Source organism: Nocardioides sp. NPDC006303 (assembly GCF_040613175.1).
Taxonomy (GTDB): Bacteria; Actinomycetota; Actinomycetes; order Propionibacteriales; family Nocardioidaceae; genus Nocardioides.
The window spans coordinates 243530-259852 of the sequence record NZ_JBEXRR010000003.1 but is presented as its reverse complement, the minus strand read 5'-3'; the positions used below and the strand labels follow the sequence as shown (position 1 = coordinate 259852).

The 16323-nt window shown below is 69.2% G+C and carries 17 protein-coding genes; 11 read left to right on the top strand and 6 right to left on the bottom strand.

Going from position 1 to position 16323, the window contains the following annotated elements; genetic code table 11:
• The first annotated feature begins 1 nt into the window (after position 1).
• Genes def through ABZY89_RS04355 form a run of 3 tightly spaced genes read left to right on the top strand, consistent with a single transcriptional unit; the run spans position 2 to position 2911 of the window.
• On the top strand, positions 2-547 hold the full coding sequence (def, locus tag ABZY89_RS04365; RefSeq protein WP_355224932.1) for a peptide deformylase: 546 nt from the start codon (positions 2-4) through the stop codon (positions 545-547).
• Positions 547-1467: a methionyl-tRNA formyltransferase gene (fmt, locus tag ABZY89_RS04360; RefSeq protein ID WP_355224930.1), complete on the top strand. Its 921-nt coding sequence runs from the start codon at positions 547-549 to the stop codon at positions 1465-1467. The genes def and fmt overlap by 1 nt, the downstream gene beginning before the upstream one ends.
• Positions 1451-2911, top strand: a complete 1461-nt coding sequence (locus tag ABZY89_RS04355; protein WP_355224928.1) for a transcription antitermination factor NusB — start codon at positions 1451-1453, stop codon at positions 2909-2911. Before fmt ends, ABZY89_RS04355 begins: the two co-directional genes overlap by 17 nt.
• A gap of 4 nt (positions 2912-2915) precedes the next feature.
• Here ABZY89_RS04355 and ABZY89_RS04350 read toward each other — a convergent pair whose 3' ends face one another.
• Both ABZY89_RS04350 and ABZY89_RS04345 read right to left on the bottom strand, forming a co-directional pair.
• On the bottom strand, positions 2916-3722 hold the full coding sequence (locus tag ABZY89_RS04350) for a hypothetical protein (RefSeq protein WP_355224926.1): 807 nt from the start codon (positions 3720-3722) through the stop codon (positions 2916-2918).
• Positions 3719-4234, bottom strand: a complete 516-nt coding sequence (locus tag ABZY89_RS04345) for a SigE family RNA polymerase sigma factor (RefSeq protein ID WP_355224924.1) — start codon at positions 4232-4234, stop codon at positions 3719-3721. Before ABZY89_RS04345 ends, ABZY89_RS04350 begins: the two co-directional genes overlap by 4 nt.
• A 103-nt stretch (positions 4235-4337) precedes the next feature.
• On the opposite strand from ABZY89_RS04345, the gene ligD reads away from it, so the two are divergent.
• Positions 4338-5321, top strand: coding sequence for a non-homologous end-joining DNA ligase (gene ligD, locus ABZY89_RS04340; protein ID WP_355224922.1), 984 nt, complete (start codon positions 4338-4340; stop codon positions 5319-5321).
• Between the two features lie 3 nt (positions 5322-5324).
• Here the strand turns inward: ligD and ABZY89_RS04335 are convergent, their stop codons facing one another.
• Positions 5325-7595 (bottom strand): acyltransferase family protein, encoded by a 2271-nt coding sequence (locus ABZY89_RS04335; RefSeq protein ID WP_355224920.1) that lies wholly within the window; start codon positions 7593-7595, stop codon positions 5325-5327.
• 91 nt (positions 7596-7686) lie between these two features.
• Entirely contained in the window at positions 7687-8568 is an 882-nt protein-coding gene (locus tag ABZY89_RS04330; RefSeq protein ID WP_355224919.1) for a PD-(D/E)XK nuclease family protein, read from the bottom strand.
• 77 nt (positions 8569-8645) lie between these two features.
• Here ABZY89_RS04330 and ABZY89_RS04325 point away from each other — a divergent pair, with 77 nt between their 5' ends.
• The 7 genes from ABZY89_RS04325 to ABZY89_RS04295 all read left to right on the top strand — a co-directional run bounded on the left by ABZY89_RS04325 (position 8646) and on the right by ABZY89_RS04295 (position 15009).
• Positions 8646-9818, top strand: coding sequence for a site-2 protease family protein (locus tag ABZY89_RS04325; protein ID WP_355224917.1), 1173 nt, complete (start codon positions 8646-8648; stop codon positions 9816-9818).
• Positions 9819-9863: 45 nt separating this feature from the next.
• On the top strand, positions 9864-10853 hold the full coding sequence (locus ABZY89_RS04320) for a tRNA (adenine-N1)-methyltransferase (protein WP_355224915.1): 990 nt from the start codon (positions 9864-9866) through the stop codon (positions 10851-10853).
• 136 nt (positions 10854-10989) lie between these two features.
• A complete protein-coding gene (gene arc, locus ABZY89_RS04315; protein WP_355224913.1) occupies positions 10990-12753 on the top strand; it encodes a proteasome ATPase in 1764 nt (587 codons plus the stop codon).
• A gap of 145 nt (positions 12754-12898) precedes the next feature.
• On the top strand, positions 12899-13420 hold the full coding sequence (locus ABZY89_RS04310) for a PadR family transcriptional regulator (RefSeq protein ID WP_355224912.1): 522 nt from the start codon (positions 12899-12901) through the stop codon (positions 13418-13420).
• Entirely contained in the window at positions 13417-14406 is a 990-nt protein-coding gene (locus tag ABZY89_RS04305; RefSeq protein WP_355224910.1) for a zinc-binding dehydrogenase, read from the top strand. The genes ABZY89_RS04310 and ABZY89_RS04305 overlap by 4 nt, the downstream gene beginning before the upstream one ends.
• Positions 14407-14495: 89 nt before the next feature.
• Entirely contained in the window at positions 14496-14648 is a 153-nt protein-coding gene (locus ABZY89_RS04300) for a hypothetical protein (RefSeq protein ID WP_355224908.1), read from the top strand.
• A 19-nt stretch (positions 14649-14667) separates the two neighbouring features.
• Positions 14668-15009, top strand: a complete 342-nt coding sequence (locus ABZY89_RS04295) for a hypothetical protein (RefSeq protein WP_355224906.1) — start codon at positions 14668-14670, stop codon at positions 15007-15009.
• Between the two features lie 17 nt (positions 15010-15026).
• Here the strand turns inward: ABZY89_RS04295 and ABZY89_RS04290 are convergent, their stop codons facing one another.
• Both ABZY89_RS04290 and ABZY89_RS04285 read right to left on the bottom strand, forming a co-directional pair.
• Positions 15027-15650: a class I SAM-dependent methyltransferase gene (locus tag ABZY89_RS04290; protein ID WP_355224905.1), complete on the bottom strand. Its 624-nt coding sequence runs from the start codon at positions 15648-15650 to the stop codon at positions 15027-15029.
• A gap of 6 nt (positions 15651-15656) precedes the next feature.
• Entirely contained in the window at positions 15657-16283 is a 627-nt protein-coding gene (locus tag ABZY89_RS04285; RefSeq protein ID WP_355021331.1) for a GNAT family N-acetyltransferase, read from the bottom strand.
• Positions 16284-16323 lie beyond the last annotated feature (40 nt).

Sequence of the window (16323 nt, the reverse complement as noted above, 5' to 3'; positions counted from 1 at the left end):
AGTGGCAGTCCAGCCCATCCGACTCTTCGGCGACCCCGTGCTGCGCAAGCCAGCGATCGAGGTCGTCGACTTCGACAAGGAGCTGCGCAAGCTCGTTGCCGACCTGACCGACACCATGCTCGAGGCGCCCGGCGCCGGACTGGCCGCTCCCCAGATCGGAGTGAGCCTGCGGGTCTTCACCTGGTACGTCGACGGCGAGGTGGGTCACCTGATCAACCCGGACCTGACCCTGTCGGAGGAGACGCAGGACGGGGGAGAGGGCTGCCTGTCGCTTCCCGACATCACCTTCGACTGCCGCCGGGCACTGTCGGTGGTGGCGAAGGGCTTCAACATGCACGGTGAGCCGGTCACCATCGAGGGCTCCGAGCTGCTCGCCCGAGCCATCCAGCACGAGACCGACCACCTCGACGGCATCCTCTTCATCGACCGGCTCGACGAGGCCGCGCGCAAGGCCGCGATGAAGGAGATCCGGGAGTCGGAGTGGTTCGGCCTGGAGAAGCCCACGGTGAAGGTCTCGCCGCACGCGACGAACGGGTTCGGGTTCTGATGAGGGTCGTCTTCGCAGGTACGCCCGAGGTGGCCGTCCCCTCGCTGGACGCGATCGCCGCCTCGCGCCACGAGCTCGTCGGTGTCGTCACCCGCCCCGATGCCGCCCAGGGGCGCAGCAAGCGGCTGGTGCCCTCGCCGGTGGCCCAGCGCGCCGAGGAGCTGGGGGTGCCGGTGCTCAAGCCGGAGCATCCCCGCGAGCCCGAGTTCCAGGCGGAGCTGAAGGCGCTGGAGCCCGACTGCTGCCCGGTGGTCGCCTACGGTGCGATGCTGCCGCAGTCGGCGCTGGACATCCCGCGGCACGGCTGGGTCAACCTGCACTTCTCGCTCCTGCCCGCCTACCGCGGCGCCGCTCCGGTGCAGCGCGCGGTCTGGGCCGGCGAGGAGATCTCCGGGGCCACCACGTTCCGGATCGTGAAGGCGATGGATGCCGGCCCCGTCTTCGGCACCATGACCCAGGCGCTGGCGCCCGACGAGACCTCCGGGTCGCTCTTCGAGAAGCTCACCGAAGGTGGGGCCCGGCTGCTGGTGTCCACGCTCGACGGCATCGAGGACGGCTCCCTCGAGGCGCGCGAGCAGCCCACCGAAGGCGTCACCTACGCCGACAAGATCACCGTCGAGGACGCCCAGATCGACTGGACGCAGAACGCCGTCGCCATTGACCGCCAGATCCGCGCCTGCACCCCCGCGCCGGGAGCCTGGACCCTGCTCGACGGCGAGCGGTTCAAGGTCGGACCGGTCACGATCGCCGAGGACACGGTGGCTCCCGGGGAGCTCGTCGTCCGCAAGAACGAGGTCCTCGTCGGCACCGGCACCACGGCGGTCCGCCTCGGCCGGGTGAAGGCCTTCGGCAAGAAGGAGATGCCCGCGGCTGACTGGGCCCGCGGCGTACGTCTGGAGTCCGGTGTCGCCTTCGAATAGGTCACAGCCGGGTAGGCGCTCAGGCCCCGGCCGGCGGCCCCAGGGACCGGCTCGATCGGGTCCGCGAGGCAGCACCAAGCCCGCCGATCCGGCTCGGCTCGCCGCGTTCGAGGTGCTGAAGGCGGTGCGGGTCGACGAGGCGTACGCCAACCTGGTGCTGCCCCACGTCCTCGGCCGACTCGGGCTGGAAGGTCGCGACGCGGCCTTCGCCACCGAGCTCGCCTCGGGGACGCTGCGGCAGCAGGGGACGTACGACGCCGTGCTGGCCGCCTGCATCGACCGGCCGCTGGCCAAGGTCGAGGCGAAGGTGCTCGACGTGCTGCGGCTGGGCGCACACCAGGTGCTGTCCATGCGGGTGCCCGACCATGCCGCGATCTCGACCAGCGTCGACCTGACCCGGTCGAAGGTCGGTCAGGGTCCGGCGGGATTCGTCAACGCCGTGCTTCGCAAGGTCACCCGCAAGTCCCTCGACGAGTGGGTCGCCGAGGTGGCGCCCGCGCGCGAGAAGGACCACGATGGCTGGGCCGCGGTCGCCTTCAGCCACCCGCGCTGGGTCGTCCAGCGGCTCGCCGAGGCTGTGGGCCGCGACCAGGTCGACGCGCTGCTCGAGGCTGACAACGTGCCGCCGTCGGTGACGCTCGTTGCTCGTCCCGGGCGGGCGACGGTCGAGGAGCTCGGTGGTGCGCAGACGCCCTACTCGCCCTTCGGAGTCACGCTCGACTCCGGCTCACCGGCCGGGATCGCCGCGGTCGCGGAAGGGCGCGCCGGGGTGCAGGACGAGGGGTCCCAGCTCGTCGCCATCGCTCTTGCCGAGGCCGACCTCGGCCGGCAGGACTCAGGGACGGAGTCGTGGCTGGACCTGTGCGCCGGGCCCGGCGGCAAGTCGGCGCTGCTCGCCGCCCTGGCAGCGCAACAGGGCGCTGCGCTGGTCGCCAACGAGCGCCAGCCGCACCGTGCCGGACTCGTCCTCGCCAACCTGACCAACCGGTCGTCCGGCACGTACGTGGACGGGTCCGCCGGGGTCGTGGCCGGCGACGGGACCAGGCCGCCGTTCAAGGACGCGACGTTCGACCGGGTCCTCGTCGACGCCCCGTGCACCGGCCTGGGAGCGCTGCGCCGCCGTCCGGAGGCACGCTGGCGACGCGCGACAGCCGACCTCGACGTACTCGTCGACCTGCAGCGCTCCCTGCTCGACCGGGCGATCGACCTGACCCGGCCGGGCGGTGTCGTGCTCTACGCCACCTGCTCGCCGGTCTTGGCCGAGACGAAGGGCGTCGTGCAGACCGTGCTCGAGGGCCGATCCGATGTCACCCTCGAGCCGATCGGAGCCACGGCCGGCACGGTGCCCGACAGCGCCGGGCCGATGGCAGGCACCGTGCAGCTGTGGCCACACCGTCACGGCACCGACGCGATGTTCCTGGCGCTGCTGCGGCGCAACCCGTAGCGGCTCAGTCGGTCCACCGGAGCGAGCTCGCGAGCGCCTCGAGCTCGGCGTCGGTGGTGCCCTCCCCGCTCTGGACGCTGATGAAGATGTCGCCGTGGACCGGGGTGATGTAGGAACCCGAGCCGGGGCCGGCCTTGTCGGGGCTGGTGCTCCACACCTGGTAGTCCTTCGCCGCGCGGATCACCAGGCCGGCCACGCCACCGTCCTCGGACGTGCAGGAGGCCTTGTCGTCGATCAGCGACCACTCACACGTCCAACCGGGTGGCTGCTCGACGGGAACCTTGTCGACGAGCCCTTTGCGCGCGCCTTCGGTGGCGATCCTGATGCCGGGATAGTCCTCGAGGAGCGTGTCGTTGCTCCACTTCTGCTCGACCGCGCCGGCCAGCCCGGACAGGACGATCGTGAAGCCGGTCCCGGCGCCCCGAAGACCACTGACCGCCTGCACCGTGATGTCCATCGTCCTCGCCTCGTCGTTGGTGACGACCTGTCCGGTGACACCGTCGCCGAGGTCAAGACTCTGGCCGGAGGCGAGCGGCGCTGCCGACGGCGAGGCCGACGCGGACGGTGCGCCTGCGGCGCCGAGGGGTGCCTGGTCGACCGCGGTCGTGTTCAGGAACTGAGAAAGCCCCAGCCCACCTGCGGCGAAGGCGCCGATGGCCGCAGCGGCGCCGACGGTCACGGTGATGCGCCGGCGGTGCCTGATGCGTGAGCCCGCGCTGATCGCGCCGGCTGAGATCCTGGCGTAGTCGGGGTGCTGGTCGGCGACACGCTCGTGCAGTGCCGTACGGAAGCTGGTCTCTGGGTCGTTCATCGGGTGGTCCTCTCCGGGAAGATGTCCGCAACCAGCGGGCGCAGCCGTTCCAGGGCACGCTTCGAGCGGGTGCGGACCGCCGTCTCGGTCAGTCCGAGGTCGGCAGCTGTCTGGGACACGGATCGGTCCTCCCAATAGCGTGCGACGAGCACGGCCCGGTCGGTCGGCGACAGCCGCTGGAGGGCGGCAAGCAGGTCGATCCGGGCGCTGGGGTCGGCATCGCTGCCCGGATCGTCCGGCAGCGTCGAGGTCGGCGTCTCGGCGTTGCGCCGGAGCCGTCGGTGGGAGATGAATCCGTTGAGGAGCACACGTCGCGCGTAGGCCGCCGGGTTGTCCGCCCTGCTGACCCGACGCCAGGACGCGAAGACCCGGGCGTACGTCGTCTGGGTCAGGTCCTCGGCCAGGTGATGGTCACCGGTCAGCAGCAGCGCGGTGCGGTAGAGCGCGCCACCTGTCGCATGGACGAAGTCGGCGAACTCCTCGGCGGGGGTCCTCACGGTCGATGTGCTCACATCCCTTCGACGCCTCGGAGTGAGGTCCACGTGACACCCCCGTGAGGATCCGGATGAGCGAGTTTCGTTTCACCGCATCATCTCAGCGCCTACGCTGGCGAGCATGGCCAAGGCATCGCCGTCGGTGGAGATCGAGGTGGACAACCGCGTCGTCAGGATCTCCAACCCCGATCGGGTCTACTTCCCATCCCAAGAAAATGGCAGAGCCGGGGCGACCAAGCTCGACGTGGCGCAGTACTACCTCGCCGTCGGCCCGGGGATCGTCAACGCGCTGTGGGAGCGGCCGTGCATGCTGCACCGGTTCCCCAAGGGCCTGGCGGGGCCGAAGGTGCACCAGAAGCGGCTGCCGCAGGGGGCGCCCGACTGGATCGAGACCGTACGCCTCTACTTCCCGCGCTGGGGCCGCACCGCCGACGAGCTCTGCGTGACCGAGCTCGGTGCGGTGATCTGGGCCGTCCAGATGTCGACGGTCGAGTTCCATCCGTGGAACAGCCGCCGCGAGGACACCGAGAAGCCCGACGAGTGGCGCATCGACCTCGATCCCGGTCCCGACTGCCCCTTCTCGACCGTGCAGACCGTCGCCGGCGTCGTACGCGAGCTTCTCGACGAGCTGGGCGCGGTCGGCTACCCGAAGACGAGCGGTGGCTCCGGGATGCACGTCTACGTCCGGATCCCGGCTGAGCACGGATTCCAGGACGTACGCCGCGCCGCGCACGCCTTCGCCCGCGAGGTCGAGCGCCGGGCACCGAAGCTGGTCACCACCGCCTGGTGGCGCAAGGACCGTGACCCGGCGCAGCTGTTCGTCGACTACAACCAGAACACCCGAGATCACACGATCGCGTGCGCCTACTCGATCCGCGGCGTCGCCGACGGCAGGGTCTCCACCCCGATCACCTGGGAGGAGACCAAGGACGTCGACCCGCGTGACTTCACGATGCGTACGGTGCCGGCCCGGTTCGCGGAGATCGGTGACCTGCACGCCGACATCGACGACCATCCGTTCTCGATCCAGCCTCTGCTCGAGTGGGCCGACCGGGACGAGCGCGACGGCGCCGAGACTCCGCCCGAGCCCGACGACACCGAGTGAGCGTCACCAGACCTTGAGGCGCTCGCCCAGGGTGCGACCGAGCTCCTTGGAGTAGGTCGCGGTCAGGTGGTGGCCGTCGCGATGGGTGATGGTGTCGCCCACGACGGTCGTGCAGATGCCGACGCTGTCGCAGAACATGTCGTCGAGGTCGACGGTCTCGACGCGAGCTGACTTGGCCGCCTGCATCTGCAGGTCGGCGCCGTCCTGCTGGCTCTCGAGTGGCTTGTAGGTGCAGGGCGAGAGCGTCTTGTTGCTGCTCAGGCAGGTGGCCGGGTCGAACTCGAGCGCCGGTACGTCGCGCAGCCACACGGTGCGCTTCGCGGCGGGCTTCACCTGGGACAGCAGGCGCTGGTAGCCGCGGTAGACGGCTCGGCGTACGTCCGCGCGATCGGTGTGCCGGCCCGAGGAGTCGTGGTAGGCGGCGCTGATCGGGCGCGAGGAGATCAGCAGCAGGTCGGGGCGGAGCTTCTTGACCGAGGAGAGCATGAAGTCGTGGAAGTCGTCGCACGACGTCATCGGGTCGGTGCTGTCGATCTTGTCGGGGGTGACCAGCGAGACGGTGCACTGCGGCATGGCCAGCATGTAGGCGCGGTAGCCGGAGCGCTCGGCGATCTCCTCGACCGCGGGCGTCCAGTGTCGGGCGTGGGAGTCGCCGATGACCACGATCGTCTTCTCGGCGTCGGCGTCACCGCGCGGGCACAGCTTGCGTACGTTCGTCGAGTAGTAGTTGCACTCGCCGACCGACTCCACGTCGTCGGAGAGGTTGGTGAGGCCCGGCTTCAGGTTGGTGGGGATCGCCTGGTTCTTGCGGGCCGCGAGCACCGAAGCCTTCAGCAGCGCCGGGAGCGGGTCGGGCTCCTGCGCCTTGGCAGCGGGCGGTGCGGCGCTCGACGCGGGCCGGTCGGGTTGCTTGGACGGTCCGGAGGACGCGGAGGAATCGGCCTCGGCCAGTGTGATCGCGGGCTGGTAGCCGTCGCGGGCGGTCCCGGTGGCGTAGGTGTTGGCCCCGAAGCAGGTCACCGCGACCAGGGTGATGCTCAGCGGGTAGAGCGCCACTGGGCCCAGCGTGGCGGCTCGACCGAACGCCGGACGGCGCCAGAGGATGCCGCGCCGGAACGGCTCCTCGACGTAGTGGTAGGAGAGTCCCGCCAGACCGAGCGCCAGCGCCACGAGGAGAACCTGCTCCCACCAGCGCAGCTCGCGGCCCAGCTGCAGCTCGGCGAGGACCAGCACCGGAAAGTGCCACAGGTAGAGCGAGTAGGACCAGTTGCCGACGACCTGCAGCGGCGGCACCGACAGCAGCCGGCCGACCACCGTCGGGCCGTGCCACAGCGTGCCGGCCACGATGATGAAGACACTGCCGAGCACCGGCACCAGCGCCGGCGTGCCCGGGAACGGGGTCGCGTCGTTGAACTGCAGGCAGGCGCAGACGATGAAGAACATCCCGAACGCCGAGAGCACCTGCGCCCGCCACCGCGCGGTTGCATCCTGGGGGCCGTCGTCACGGAACGCGATCGCCGCGATCGCGCCCAGGCCGAGCTCCCAGGCGCGGGTGAAGGGCGAGAAGTACGCGGCCTCCGGGCTGGTCCGCGTCAGCACCGCCGAGGCCAGCAGGGAGGCCACGATGACGACGCCGAGAGCGATGACCAGCACACGCCTGCGCCTGCGCTGGTCGATCGGGCCCTCCGCGGTGGCGTTCTGTCTGCGCCGCTTCATCGCCCACAGGCAGCCCAGGATCATCAGCGGCCAGACCAGGTAGAACTGCTCCTCGACCGCAAGCGACCAGAAGTGCTGCAGCGGCGAGGGCGGCAGCGCCGCCGAGAAGTAGTCGGTCTCCAGCGACGCGAACCGGAAGTTGGCGGCGAACGCCGCCGACCACAGCGCGTCGAGGGCGATCACCCGGGTGCGTACGAAGCCGAGGAAGAGCGCTGCGTAGACGACGGTCGCGAGGAGCACCAGCGTCGCCGCCGGCAGGATCCGGCGGGCCCGGCGCGCGTAGAAGCCGAGCAGGCTGACCCGGCCCTCGGTGCGTACCTGCCGCATGAGCTGCTGGGTGATCAGGAAGCCAGAGATCGCGAAGAAGACGTCGACGCCCACGAAGCCGCCGGTCAGCGATCCGAAGCCGACGTGCAGCGCGACGACCGCGAGCACCGCGATCGCGCGGAGCCCCTGGATGTCGGGACGGTGCCGAGACGAGGTCGCGCTCCCGCTGGTCGAGCCGGTGGACGAGTCCGTCGAGCCCACGAGCAGCCGCACCTCCTCAGCCAAGCGCATTCGTCACATTCGTCGCGACGATAACTCCCGTAACCGGCCGATCCTGGTAGACGCGCCTAGGCCGTGTCTTTGGGAGACACGGCCACGGGCCCTAGTCGAGATCGACGTCGTCTCCGGCGGCGACGGGGCCTGTGGTCGCCGGAAGCGGGGGAGGAGTGCCGCCGAACGCAGGGCACAGCGACTTGTGGGCGCACCATCCGCACAGCCGCCCCGGGTTCGGCTGCCACTCACCGGTCTCCTGGGCCGTGCGGATGGCCCGCCAGATAGCCTCGGCCTTGCGCTCGGTGGCCAGCAGGTCGGACTCGTCGGGCACGTAGCGCAGGATGTCGCCCGAGCCGAGATAGATCAGCTGCAGCATCGCAGGCACCACGCCGCGGGTGCGCCAGATCACCAGGGCATAGAACTTGAGCTGGAACAGCGCCTTCGCCTCGTACGCCTCGCTGGGGACGCGGCCCGACTTGTAGTCGACCACACGGATGCGGCCGTCGGCGGCGACGTCGACGCGGTCGATGAACCCGCGCAGCAGCAGCTTGGAGTCGAGCAGCGCCTCGACGTAGTGCTCGCGTTCAGCGGGCTCCAGACGACGCGGGTCCTCCAGGTCGAAGTAGCGCCGCAGCACCTGCCGACACGACTCCAGCCAGCCCTCCTCCGCCCCCTCGGTCTCAGAGGTGAACAGCGTCGCCAGGGCCGGATCAAGGCTGCGTACGTCCTCCCACGCCTGCTCCACCATCGACTTCGCCTGCCGGGGCGTGCGCTCGGGAGCGGGCAGGTCGAAGAGGTCCTCGAGCACCTTGTGGACGACGGTCCCGCGCGCGGCCGCCTCCGAGGGCGGCTCGGGCAGCTGGTCGATCGTGCGGAACCGGTAGAGCAGCGGGCACGAGGTGAAGTCGCTCGCTCGGCTCGGTGAGAGCGACCCCAGCACGTTGACGCCGTCGACCGGGGTCGACAGCGATTCGGCAGGTGAGGTGCTCATGACGTCGACACTATTCGCCAGCACCGACAATCCGGGTCGGCACCACCTGACGACCGCCGCTCAAGTACGCTCGGGATGTGGCAGACCCTGACCCACGCCCCGGCGGCGACAAGCCGGTCGAAGAGGCGGAGCCCACCTCCCGAGTCCCGGGCACGATCAAGGTCGGCTCCATCGCGGGCAGCGACGTCCTGGTGACGCCGTCCTGGTTCCTCATCGCGGCTCTGATCGCCTGGTTGATGGCGCCCCGGATCGATGCCGTGGAGCCGGGCCTGGGCTGGCTGACGTACGTCGCCGGCTTCGCGTTCGCGGTCGTTCTATACGGCGCCGTTCTTCTGCACGAGGCGGCCCACGCGGTCGTCGCCAAGCGACTCGGCTACCCCGTGGGCGCGATCATGCTCCACTTCCTCGGCGGCGCGACCGCCGTGGAGAAGGAGGCGAAACGGCCACGCGACGAGTTCTGGATCGCTGTCGTGGGACCGCTGGTCTCGCTGGCCGTCGCCGCCGCTGCGTTCGGCGTCTCGTTCCTCACCCCCGGCGGCCTGATCGGCCTGTTCATCACCGGGTTGTGGTTCACCAACCTCTTCGTCGGCGTGCTCAACCTCGTCCCCGGCCTGCCCCTCGACGGCGGCCGGTTGCTCAAGGCGGGCGTGTGGGCCTCGACCGGCAACATCAACCGCGGCAACATCGTCGCCGGCTGGGCCGGCCGGGTCCTGGCGGTCGTCGTGCTGCTGTGGCCCTTCATCCAGGGACAGATCCTCGGCGTCCAGCCCGACCTCACCGACTACATCCTCGCCGTCATCATCGGCGTCTTCCTCTGGAGCGGTGCCTCCGCGGCGATCATGTCAGCGAGGGCGCGCATGCGGCTCCCGCTCCTCGTCGCCCGCGACCTGGCCCGCCGCACCCTGGCCGTGCCTGCCGACCTGCCCCTGGCCGAGGCCGTACGCCGCGCCCAGGAGGCCGAGGCGGGCAGCATCGTCACCGTGAGCAGCGGCGGCGAGCCGATCGGTCTCGTCCACGAGGGTGCGCTGCTGGCGACCCCGGAGGACCGTCGTCCCTGGATGGCCACCTCGACGGTCACTCGACAGCTCGAGGACGGCCTCACCCTCCCAGCCGACATCGACGGGGAGTCCCTGATCCAGGCGATCTCCAAGACGCCGGCACCCGAATACCTCCTGGTCGAGCCCGACGGCTCGATCTACGGCGTACTGGTCACCTCCGACGTCGACGCGGCCTTCCGCGCGGGAGCCTGAGCCGCGGTTTGCCGGGTTGGCCGAAAGAACGGGTAGCCTCGGCGGGTGTCAAGCGCTGATATTCCAGACATTCCGGCAGAGGCCCGAGCGGGCGTGCACCGCGGGCCACTTCGCGAGGGCGAGTGGGTGCGGCTGACCGACACCAAGGGTCGCCGCCACAACTTCGAGCTCGTCGCCGGCAAGCGCTTCTTCTCCAACAAGGGCCACATCGACCACGACGAGTTGATCGGCCGCGAAGAGGGCTTCACCGTCACCGCCTCCACCGGAGGTGAGTACCTGGTCTTCCGCCCGCTCCTGTCGGAGTTCGTGGTCTCGATGCCGCGCGGCGCCGCCGTGGTCTACCCCAAGGACGCCGCCCAGATCGTCGCGATGGCCGACATCTTCCCGGGTGCCTCCGTCGTGGAGGCCGGGGTCGGCTCCGGTGCCCTGACCTGCTCGCTCCTGCGCGCGGTGGGCCCGTTCGGCAAGGTCACCTCCTTCGAGCGGCGCGAGGAGTTCGCCGAGGTCGCCCGCAAGAACGTCGACCAGTTCTTCGGCACCCCGGCGGGGGAGTCCCACCCGAGCTGGTCGCTCAACCTGGGCGACCTCCAGGAGGAGCTGCCGCGCCAGCAGATCCGCTGCGACCGGCTCATCCTCGACATGCTCGCTCCGTGGGAGTGCGTCGACGCGGCGGCCGAGGCGCTCTACCCCGGCGGCATGGTCTGCGCGTACGTCGCGACCACCACCCAGCTGTCCCGCTTCGTCGAGACGGTCCGCGCCCACGGAGGTTTCACCGAGCCGCAGGCGTGGGAGTCGCTCGTTCGCGACTGGCACGTCGAGGGTCTCGCGGTCCGGCCGGGTCACAAGATGATCGGCCACACCGCCTTCCTGGTGACGGCCCGAAGGCTTGCGCCGGGCGAGCGCGCGCCGCGCAAGACACGCCGGCCTGCCCCCGGGGCGTACGGACCTGACTACTCCGGCCCGCGGCCGGCCGACATGCCGGCTCCCGAGCCCGTCGTGGAGGTTCTGCCAGAGGATGGCACCGAAGTGGACTGAGTCCACTCTGCAGAACGTGTGCCACGTGTTGACACGAACTTGGCGGTTGTCGACGAATAGTGTCCAACACCGGTAAATCCTTCTCCTCTCCTGCCCCTCTCCCTTGTAGGGTCGAGGGAGTAGAGGAGGTGTGCTGATGTCGACATCCGATGGATTCCATTCCGAGGGGCGCAGCCCCGAGGAGCTTGAGAGTCATGTCCGTTTCCTCGAAGCTGAGGTGACCGACCTGCGGCACAGACTGACCGAGATGCCCGGATCTTCGCGTGGCCTGGAGGCGCGGCTCGCTGACGCGCAGCGCTCCCTGGCCGCCGTGACGTCGCAGAACGAGCGACTCAGCGTGACGCTTCGGGATGCCCGTGACCAGATCATCAAGCTCAAGGAGGAGGTCGACCGGCTGGCACAGCCGCCAGCAGGCTTCGGCACCTTCATCGAGCGCAACGAGGACGACTCGATCGATGTCTTCACCGGTGGGCGCAAGCTCCGGGTGACCGCATCGCCCAACGTCGACCTCGACGAGCTGCGCTATGGCCAGGAGGTCATGCTCAACGAGGCGCTGAACGTCGTGGCCGCGATGGAGTTCGAGAAGGTCGGCGAGGTGGTGATGTTCAAGGAGCTGCTCGCCGATGGTGAGCGCGCCCTGGTGATCGCCAATGCCGACGAGGAACGGGTCGTACGTCTTGCTGAGCCGCTCCTGCAGGACGCGATCCGCGCGGGTGACTCGTTGCTGCTCGAACCACGATCGGGCTATGTCTACGAGAAGGTGCCGAAGTCCGAGGTCGAGGAGCTCGTCCTGGAGGAGGTGCCCGACATCTCCTACGAGTCGATCGGTGGCCTCGCCGGCCAGATCGAGCAGATCCAGGACGCGGTCGAGCTGCCGTACCTCTACCCCGACCTCTTCATCGAGCACCAGCTCAAGCCGCCCAAGGGTGTGCTGCTCTACGGTCCTCCGGGCTGTGGCAAGACCCTGATCGCGAAGGCTGTCGCCAACAGCCTCGCGAAGAAGGTCGCCGCGAAGACCGGAGCGGACGGCAAGTCCTACTTCCTCAACATCAAGGGCCCCGAGCTCCTCAACAAGTACGTCGGTGAGACCGAGCGCCACATCCGCCTGGTCTTCCAGCGGGCTCGTGAGAAGGCCGCGGCCGGCACCCCGGTGATCGTCTTCTTCGACGAGATGGACTCGCTGTTCCGTACGCGTGGCACCGGTGTCTCCTCCGACGTGGAGAACACCATCGTCCCGCAGCTCCTCTCCGAGATCGACGGTGTCGAGGCTCTGGAGAACGTGCTGGTCATCGGCGCCTCCAACCGTGAGGACATGATCGACCCGGCGATCCTTCGCCCGGGCCGTCTGGACGTGAAGATCAAGATCGAGCGTCCCGATGCCGAGGGTGCTCGCGACATCTTCTCGAAGTACCTGGTCCCCGACCTGCCGCTGCACCCGACCGACGTGGGCGAGTTCCACGGCGACAAGCAGGCCACCGTCGACGAGCTGATCCGCACGGTCGTCGAGCGGATGTACACGGAGTCCGAGGAGAACCGCTTCCTGGAGGTCACCTACGCCAACGGTGACAAGGAGATCCTCTACTTCAAGGACTTCAACTCCGGCGCGATGATCCAGAACATCGTCGACCGGGCCAAGAAGATGGCCATCAAGTCGTTCCTGGACTCCGGCGAGGACTCCGGCCAGAAGGGCCTGCGGGTGCAGCACCTGCTCCAGGCCTGCGTGGACGAGTTCAAGGAGAACGAGGACCTCCCCAACACCACCAACCCCGACGACTGGGCCCGCATCTCCGGCAAGAAGGGCGAGCGGATCGTCTTCATCCGCACGCTCATCACCGGAAAGCAGGGCACCGAGCCCGGCCGTTCGATCGAGCAGGTCTCCAACACGGGTCAGTATCTGTAACCTGTGCCGACCGCATAATCGGCCCGCCACCTGCGAAAAGGGTGGCGGGCCGATTGTCGTCTGCTGCCATGGAAGCGCCGCCAAGGTGCTGATTCCCAAGCCGGGAACGCTAGGACAATACCTCGAATCGAGGTACGGTTCTGGCGTGAGCATCATCGACGTCATGGTCCTCGGCTTCTTGGCCGAAGGACCTCAGCACGGCTACGAGCTGCGCCGGAAGATCGAGCAGCTGTACGGCCACACCCGCCGCATCAGCGACGGCACGCTCTATCCCGCGACCGACCGACTCGAACGCAACGGCTATGTGGTCAAGAAGTCCGAGCCGGGGCGCGGCCGGGCCGGTCGGCACACGCTCACTCTGATCGATGCAGGGCGGGCTCACCTGCTCGAAGCGATTCGCACCGCCGACGGCCACGACATCACCGACGCGAGCCGGTTCTTCGTCGTGCTCACCTTCCTGTCGCTGCTGCCACACCGTTCCGACCAGCACGCGGTCCTTCGCCGACGACTGGAGTTCCTGGAGACGCCGGCGAGCTTCTTCTACGACGGCGACCGTCCGGTTCGGGCCGAAGAGGTCGCCGACCCCTACCGACGCGGTCTCCTGCTGACCGCTCGTGCCACCAGTGCCGCCGAGAGGGCCTGGATCAGAGAGGAGATCGACTCGTGAACTCGAGCGAGACCATGCGAGCTGTTGTGCTGGAGGCGCCCGGACCGGTGGAGGCCCTGCAGGTCCAGAACCTGCCGCTTCCGGAGCCTGAACCGGGCTGGGTGCGGATCCGGGTCAAGGCGTTCGGGCTCAACCGCTCGGAGCTGCACACCCGACTGGGGCTCGCCGGGGACTCGGTGACGTACCCGCGTGTGCTGGGCATCGAAGCCACCGGCGTCGTGGATCTTGCGCCGAGCGGCGAGTTCGAGCCCGGGCAGCAGGTGATGACGATGATGGGTGGGATGGGACGTACGTTCGACGGTGGCTACGCCGAATACACCTGCGTTCCCGCGGCACAGGTCATCCCGTTCCGCTCCGACCTCGACTGGGCGACGTTGGGGGCCGTGCCGGAGATGCTGCAGACGGCGTACGGCTCCCTGACCGTCGGAGTCGACATCGAGCCTGGTCAGAGCCTTCTCATCCGAGGCGGCACCTCGTCGGTCGGAATGGCGGCGGCGGTGCTCGCCAAGCGGAAGGGTCTTCGCGTTCTCGCCACGACTCGGAGCGCGGCCAAGGCCGAAGCGCTCGAGGCGATCGGGGTCGATGACGTGCTCGTCGACGACGGCGACGTCGCGCCCCAGGTGCGGCGGCTGCTTCCTGAAGGGGTCGACGGCGCGATCGAGCTGATCGGTACGCCGACGCTCCCCGACACGCTACGGTCCACCCGCGTCCACGGCACGGTCTGTTTCACCGGGATGCTCTCGAACGTGTGGACCGTCGAGGAGTTCTACCCGATCGACTATCTCCCCACAGGTGTTCGGCTCACCGCCTACGCGGGTGAGGCCGACGATCTCCCGGTCGACGTGCTTCAGGGATTCCTCGATGATGTGGCCGCCGGTCGTGCAGTGGTGCCGATCGACACGACGTACGACCTGGACACGATCCGTGAGGCTCATCAGCGGATGGAGGACGGGACGGCCAGCGGGAAGCTCGTCGTGGTCGTTTGAAGCCGGTAGCGGAGTCTATTCGGCTGCGGGTGGACGGCTCGCGGGCTAGTGTTTGAGCGTTCGCGCGCCGGTGAGAATGGGGGAGCCAGATGGCAGCGTGGTTGCTGATCGTTGCCGGAGTAGTGGCACTCGTCATAGTCGTCGTGGTGGTAACTGTCGTGGCGCTGATCGCGGCGCTGTCCGGCCGAACCGAGCGAACCAATATTCAGCACAACGTCGGGGACATCGACCCCGGCATCTGATCCCCTAAGGTTGATCGACGTGGCAGACGAGATGGCGCGCAAGGACATCGAGGCAGGGCTGGAGACCCGCCATGAGCTGGGCGATGCGTTCGACGCAGAGCTGGTAGCCGGCTTCGCCGACCGCATCGAGAAGACCGTCCAAGAGCGGGTCGGCGCCACTTCCGCCGCCCGCACCCTCGCCGAGCGCAACGAGTCGCGCACCTCGGTCTTCCAGTTCGTCCTGGGCGCCGGGTCGGCCGTCGCCGGCATCCCGATCAGCATCACCCTCGGCGTCACCGACAACCTCGGTGCCCTGGTGATCTCCTGGGTCGGCCTCGTCGGCGTCAACGTCGCCCACGCGCTGCGTACGCGGAAACGCTGACAGCGCTGAGCGCGCCTTTACGAAGGAACCGCGCGCCCGACCGAGAGATACCCCCACGGCCGCGAGAGCGACGGCCCGGGGAGGTAGGACTGCTCCAGGCGGTCGAGGGTGAAGCCGGCGGCCTCGACGAGCCGCGGGATGTCGCGGGTGAGGTGGCAGCCGCCGAAGAGGCGCTGCTGGAGGCCGTCGAGGCGGTGCTGCCAGCGGGCGACGCCGGGGTCGGGGGAGAGGCCGTGCTCGGCGAAGCCGATGGTGCCGCCGGGGCGCAGGACGCGGCGAAGCTCGGCCAGGGCGCCGGTGACGTCGGGAATGGTGCACAGGGAGAAGGTCACCAGCCCCGTGTCGACCGAGGCGTCGGCGAGCGGGAGCCGGGCGCCGTCGAGGCCGACGCGGCTCACCGGGACCGATGAGCCCGAACGACGCGTGGCCGAGAGCTTCCAGGCGACGTCGGACGGTTCCACGGCGATGATCTCGGTGACCGCGGGTGGATAGAGGCCGATGTTGCTCCCGCTGCCGAAGCCGATCTCGACGACCTGGCCGCGGAGACCGTCACAGGCCTGCTGGCGCAGCGGCTCGAGCTGCTCGATCCCGCAGGTGCGGTCCACGATGTGTGGCACCACCCGCGCTTCCCAGAGTCCCATGAGAGCTCACTCTTCCATCTCTCCGGTCCATTGGACACCGAGCAGCATCGAATCCTCGCCCTCGACGAGCGTCGTGAAGCCGATGCGCCGGTAGAACCCGATCGCGCGGGTGTTGCCGGCAGCGACGCCGAGGTGCGCGCCGCGTACGCCGGCGACGTGGAAGGCGCCGAGCATCATCCCGATCAGCTCCTTGCCGACGCCCTGGCCCTGGGCGCGGGGGAGCAGGTTGATGTGCAGGTGTGCCGGGAACTCGCTGAGGATCTCGCCCAGCATCCGCGGCGGGCGGTGGATCTGGGAGCGGAGCCGGGCGTTCCAGTCGTTCCGGTCGTGATCGGGCCCCGGATCGGGGTTGACGACGCGGAGCGCGGGCCACCAGTCCTCCTCGCACTCCTTCTCGAAGGCGCGGGTGAACGGGGTGCCGACGACGTAGCCCACCACGCCCTCGGAGTCGACCGCCACGAACCCGAGCCCGAGACGCAGCACGATGTAGGGAGCGGCGTAGATGTTCCCCAGCAGTCGGGGGTCGTCGTAGAACTCGGTGGCGTCCTCGCCCGATGCCCCGGTGAGCAGGCAGATCGAGAAGATGTCGTCGAGGTCGTCGGCGGTTGCCCGCCGGATCTCAGGAGTTCCCATGGCCCAACCTCACCATGACCCGCTTCCGCCGACGACATAC

Bases quoted from the DNA above. Each gene is read 5' to 3' on its own strand.
- fmt (WP_355224930.1), top strand. From the start codon at position 547: ATGAGGGTCGTCTTCGCAGGTACGCCCGAGGTGGCCGTCCCCTCGCTG.
- ABZY89_RS04350 (WP_355224926.1), bottom strand. From the start codon at position 3,722: ATGAACGACCCAGAGACCAGCTTCCGTACGGCACTGCACGAGCGTGTC.
- ligD (WP_355224922.1), top strand. From the start codon at position 4,338: ATGGCCAAGGCATCGCCGTCGGTGGAGATCGAGGTGGACAACCGCGTC.
- ABZY89_RS04335 (WP_355224920.1), bottom strand. From the start codon at position 7,595: ATGCGCTTGGCTGAGGAGGTGCGGCTGCTCGTGGGCTCGACGGACTCG.
- ABZY89_RS04330 (WP_355224919.1), bottom strand. From the start codon at position 8,568: ATGAGCACCTCACCTGCCGAATCGCTGTCGACCCCGGTCGACGGCGTC.
- arc (WP_355224913.1), top strand. From the start codon at position 10,990: ATGTCGACATCCGATGGATTCCATTCCGAGGGGCGCAGCCCCGAGGAG.
- ABZY89_RS04300 (WP_355224908.1), top strand. From the start codon at position 14,496: ATGGCAGCGTGGTTGCTGATCGTTGCCGGAGTAGTGGCACTCGTCATA.
- ABZY89_RS04290 (WP_355224905.1), bottom strand. From the start codon at position 15,650: ATGGGACTCTGGGAAGCGCGGGTGGTGCCACACATCGTGGACCGCACC.
- ABZY89_RS04285 (WP_355021331.1), bottom strand. From the start codon at position 16,283: ATGGGAACTCCTGAGATCCGGCGGGCAACCGCCGACGACCTCGACGAC.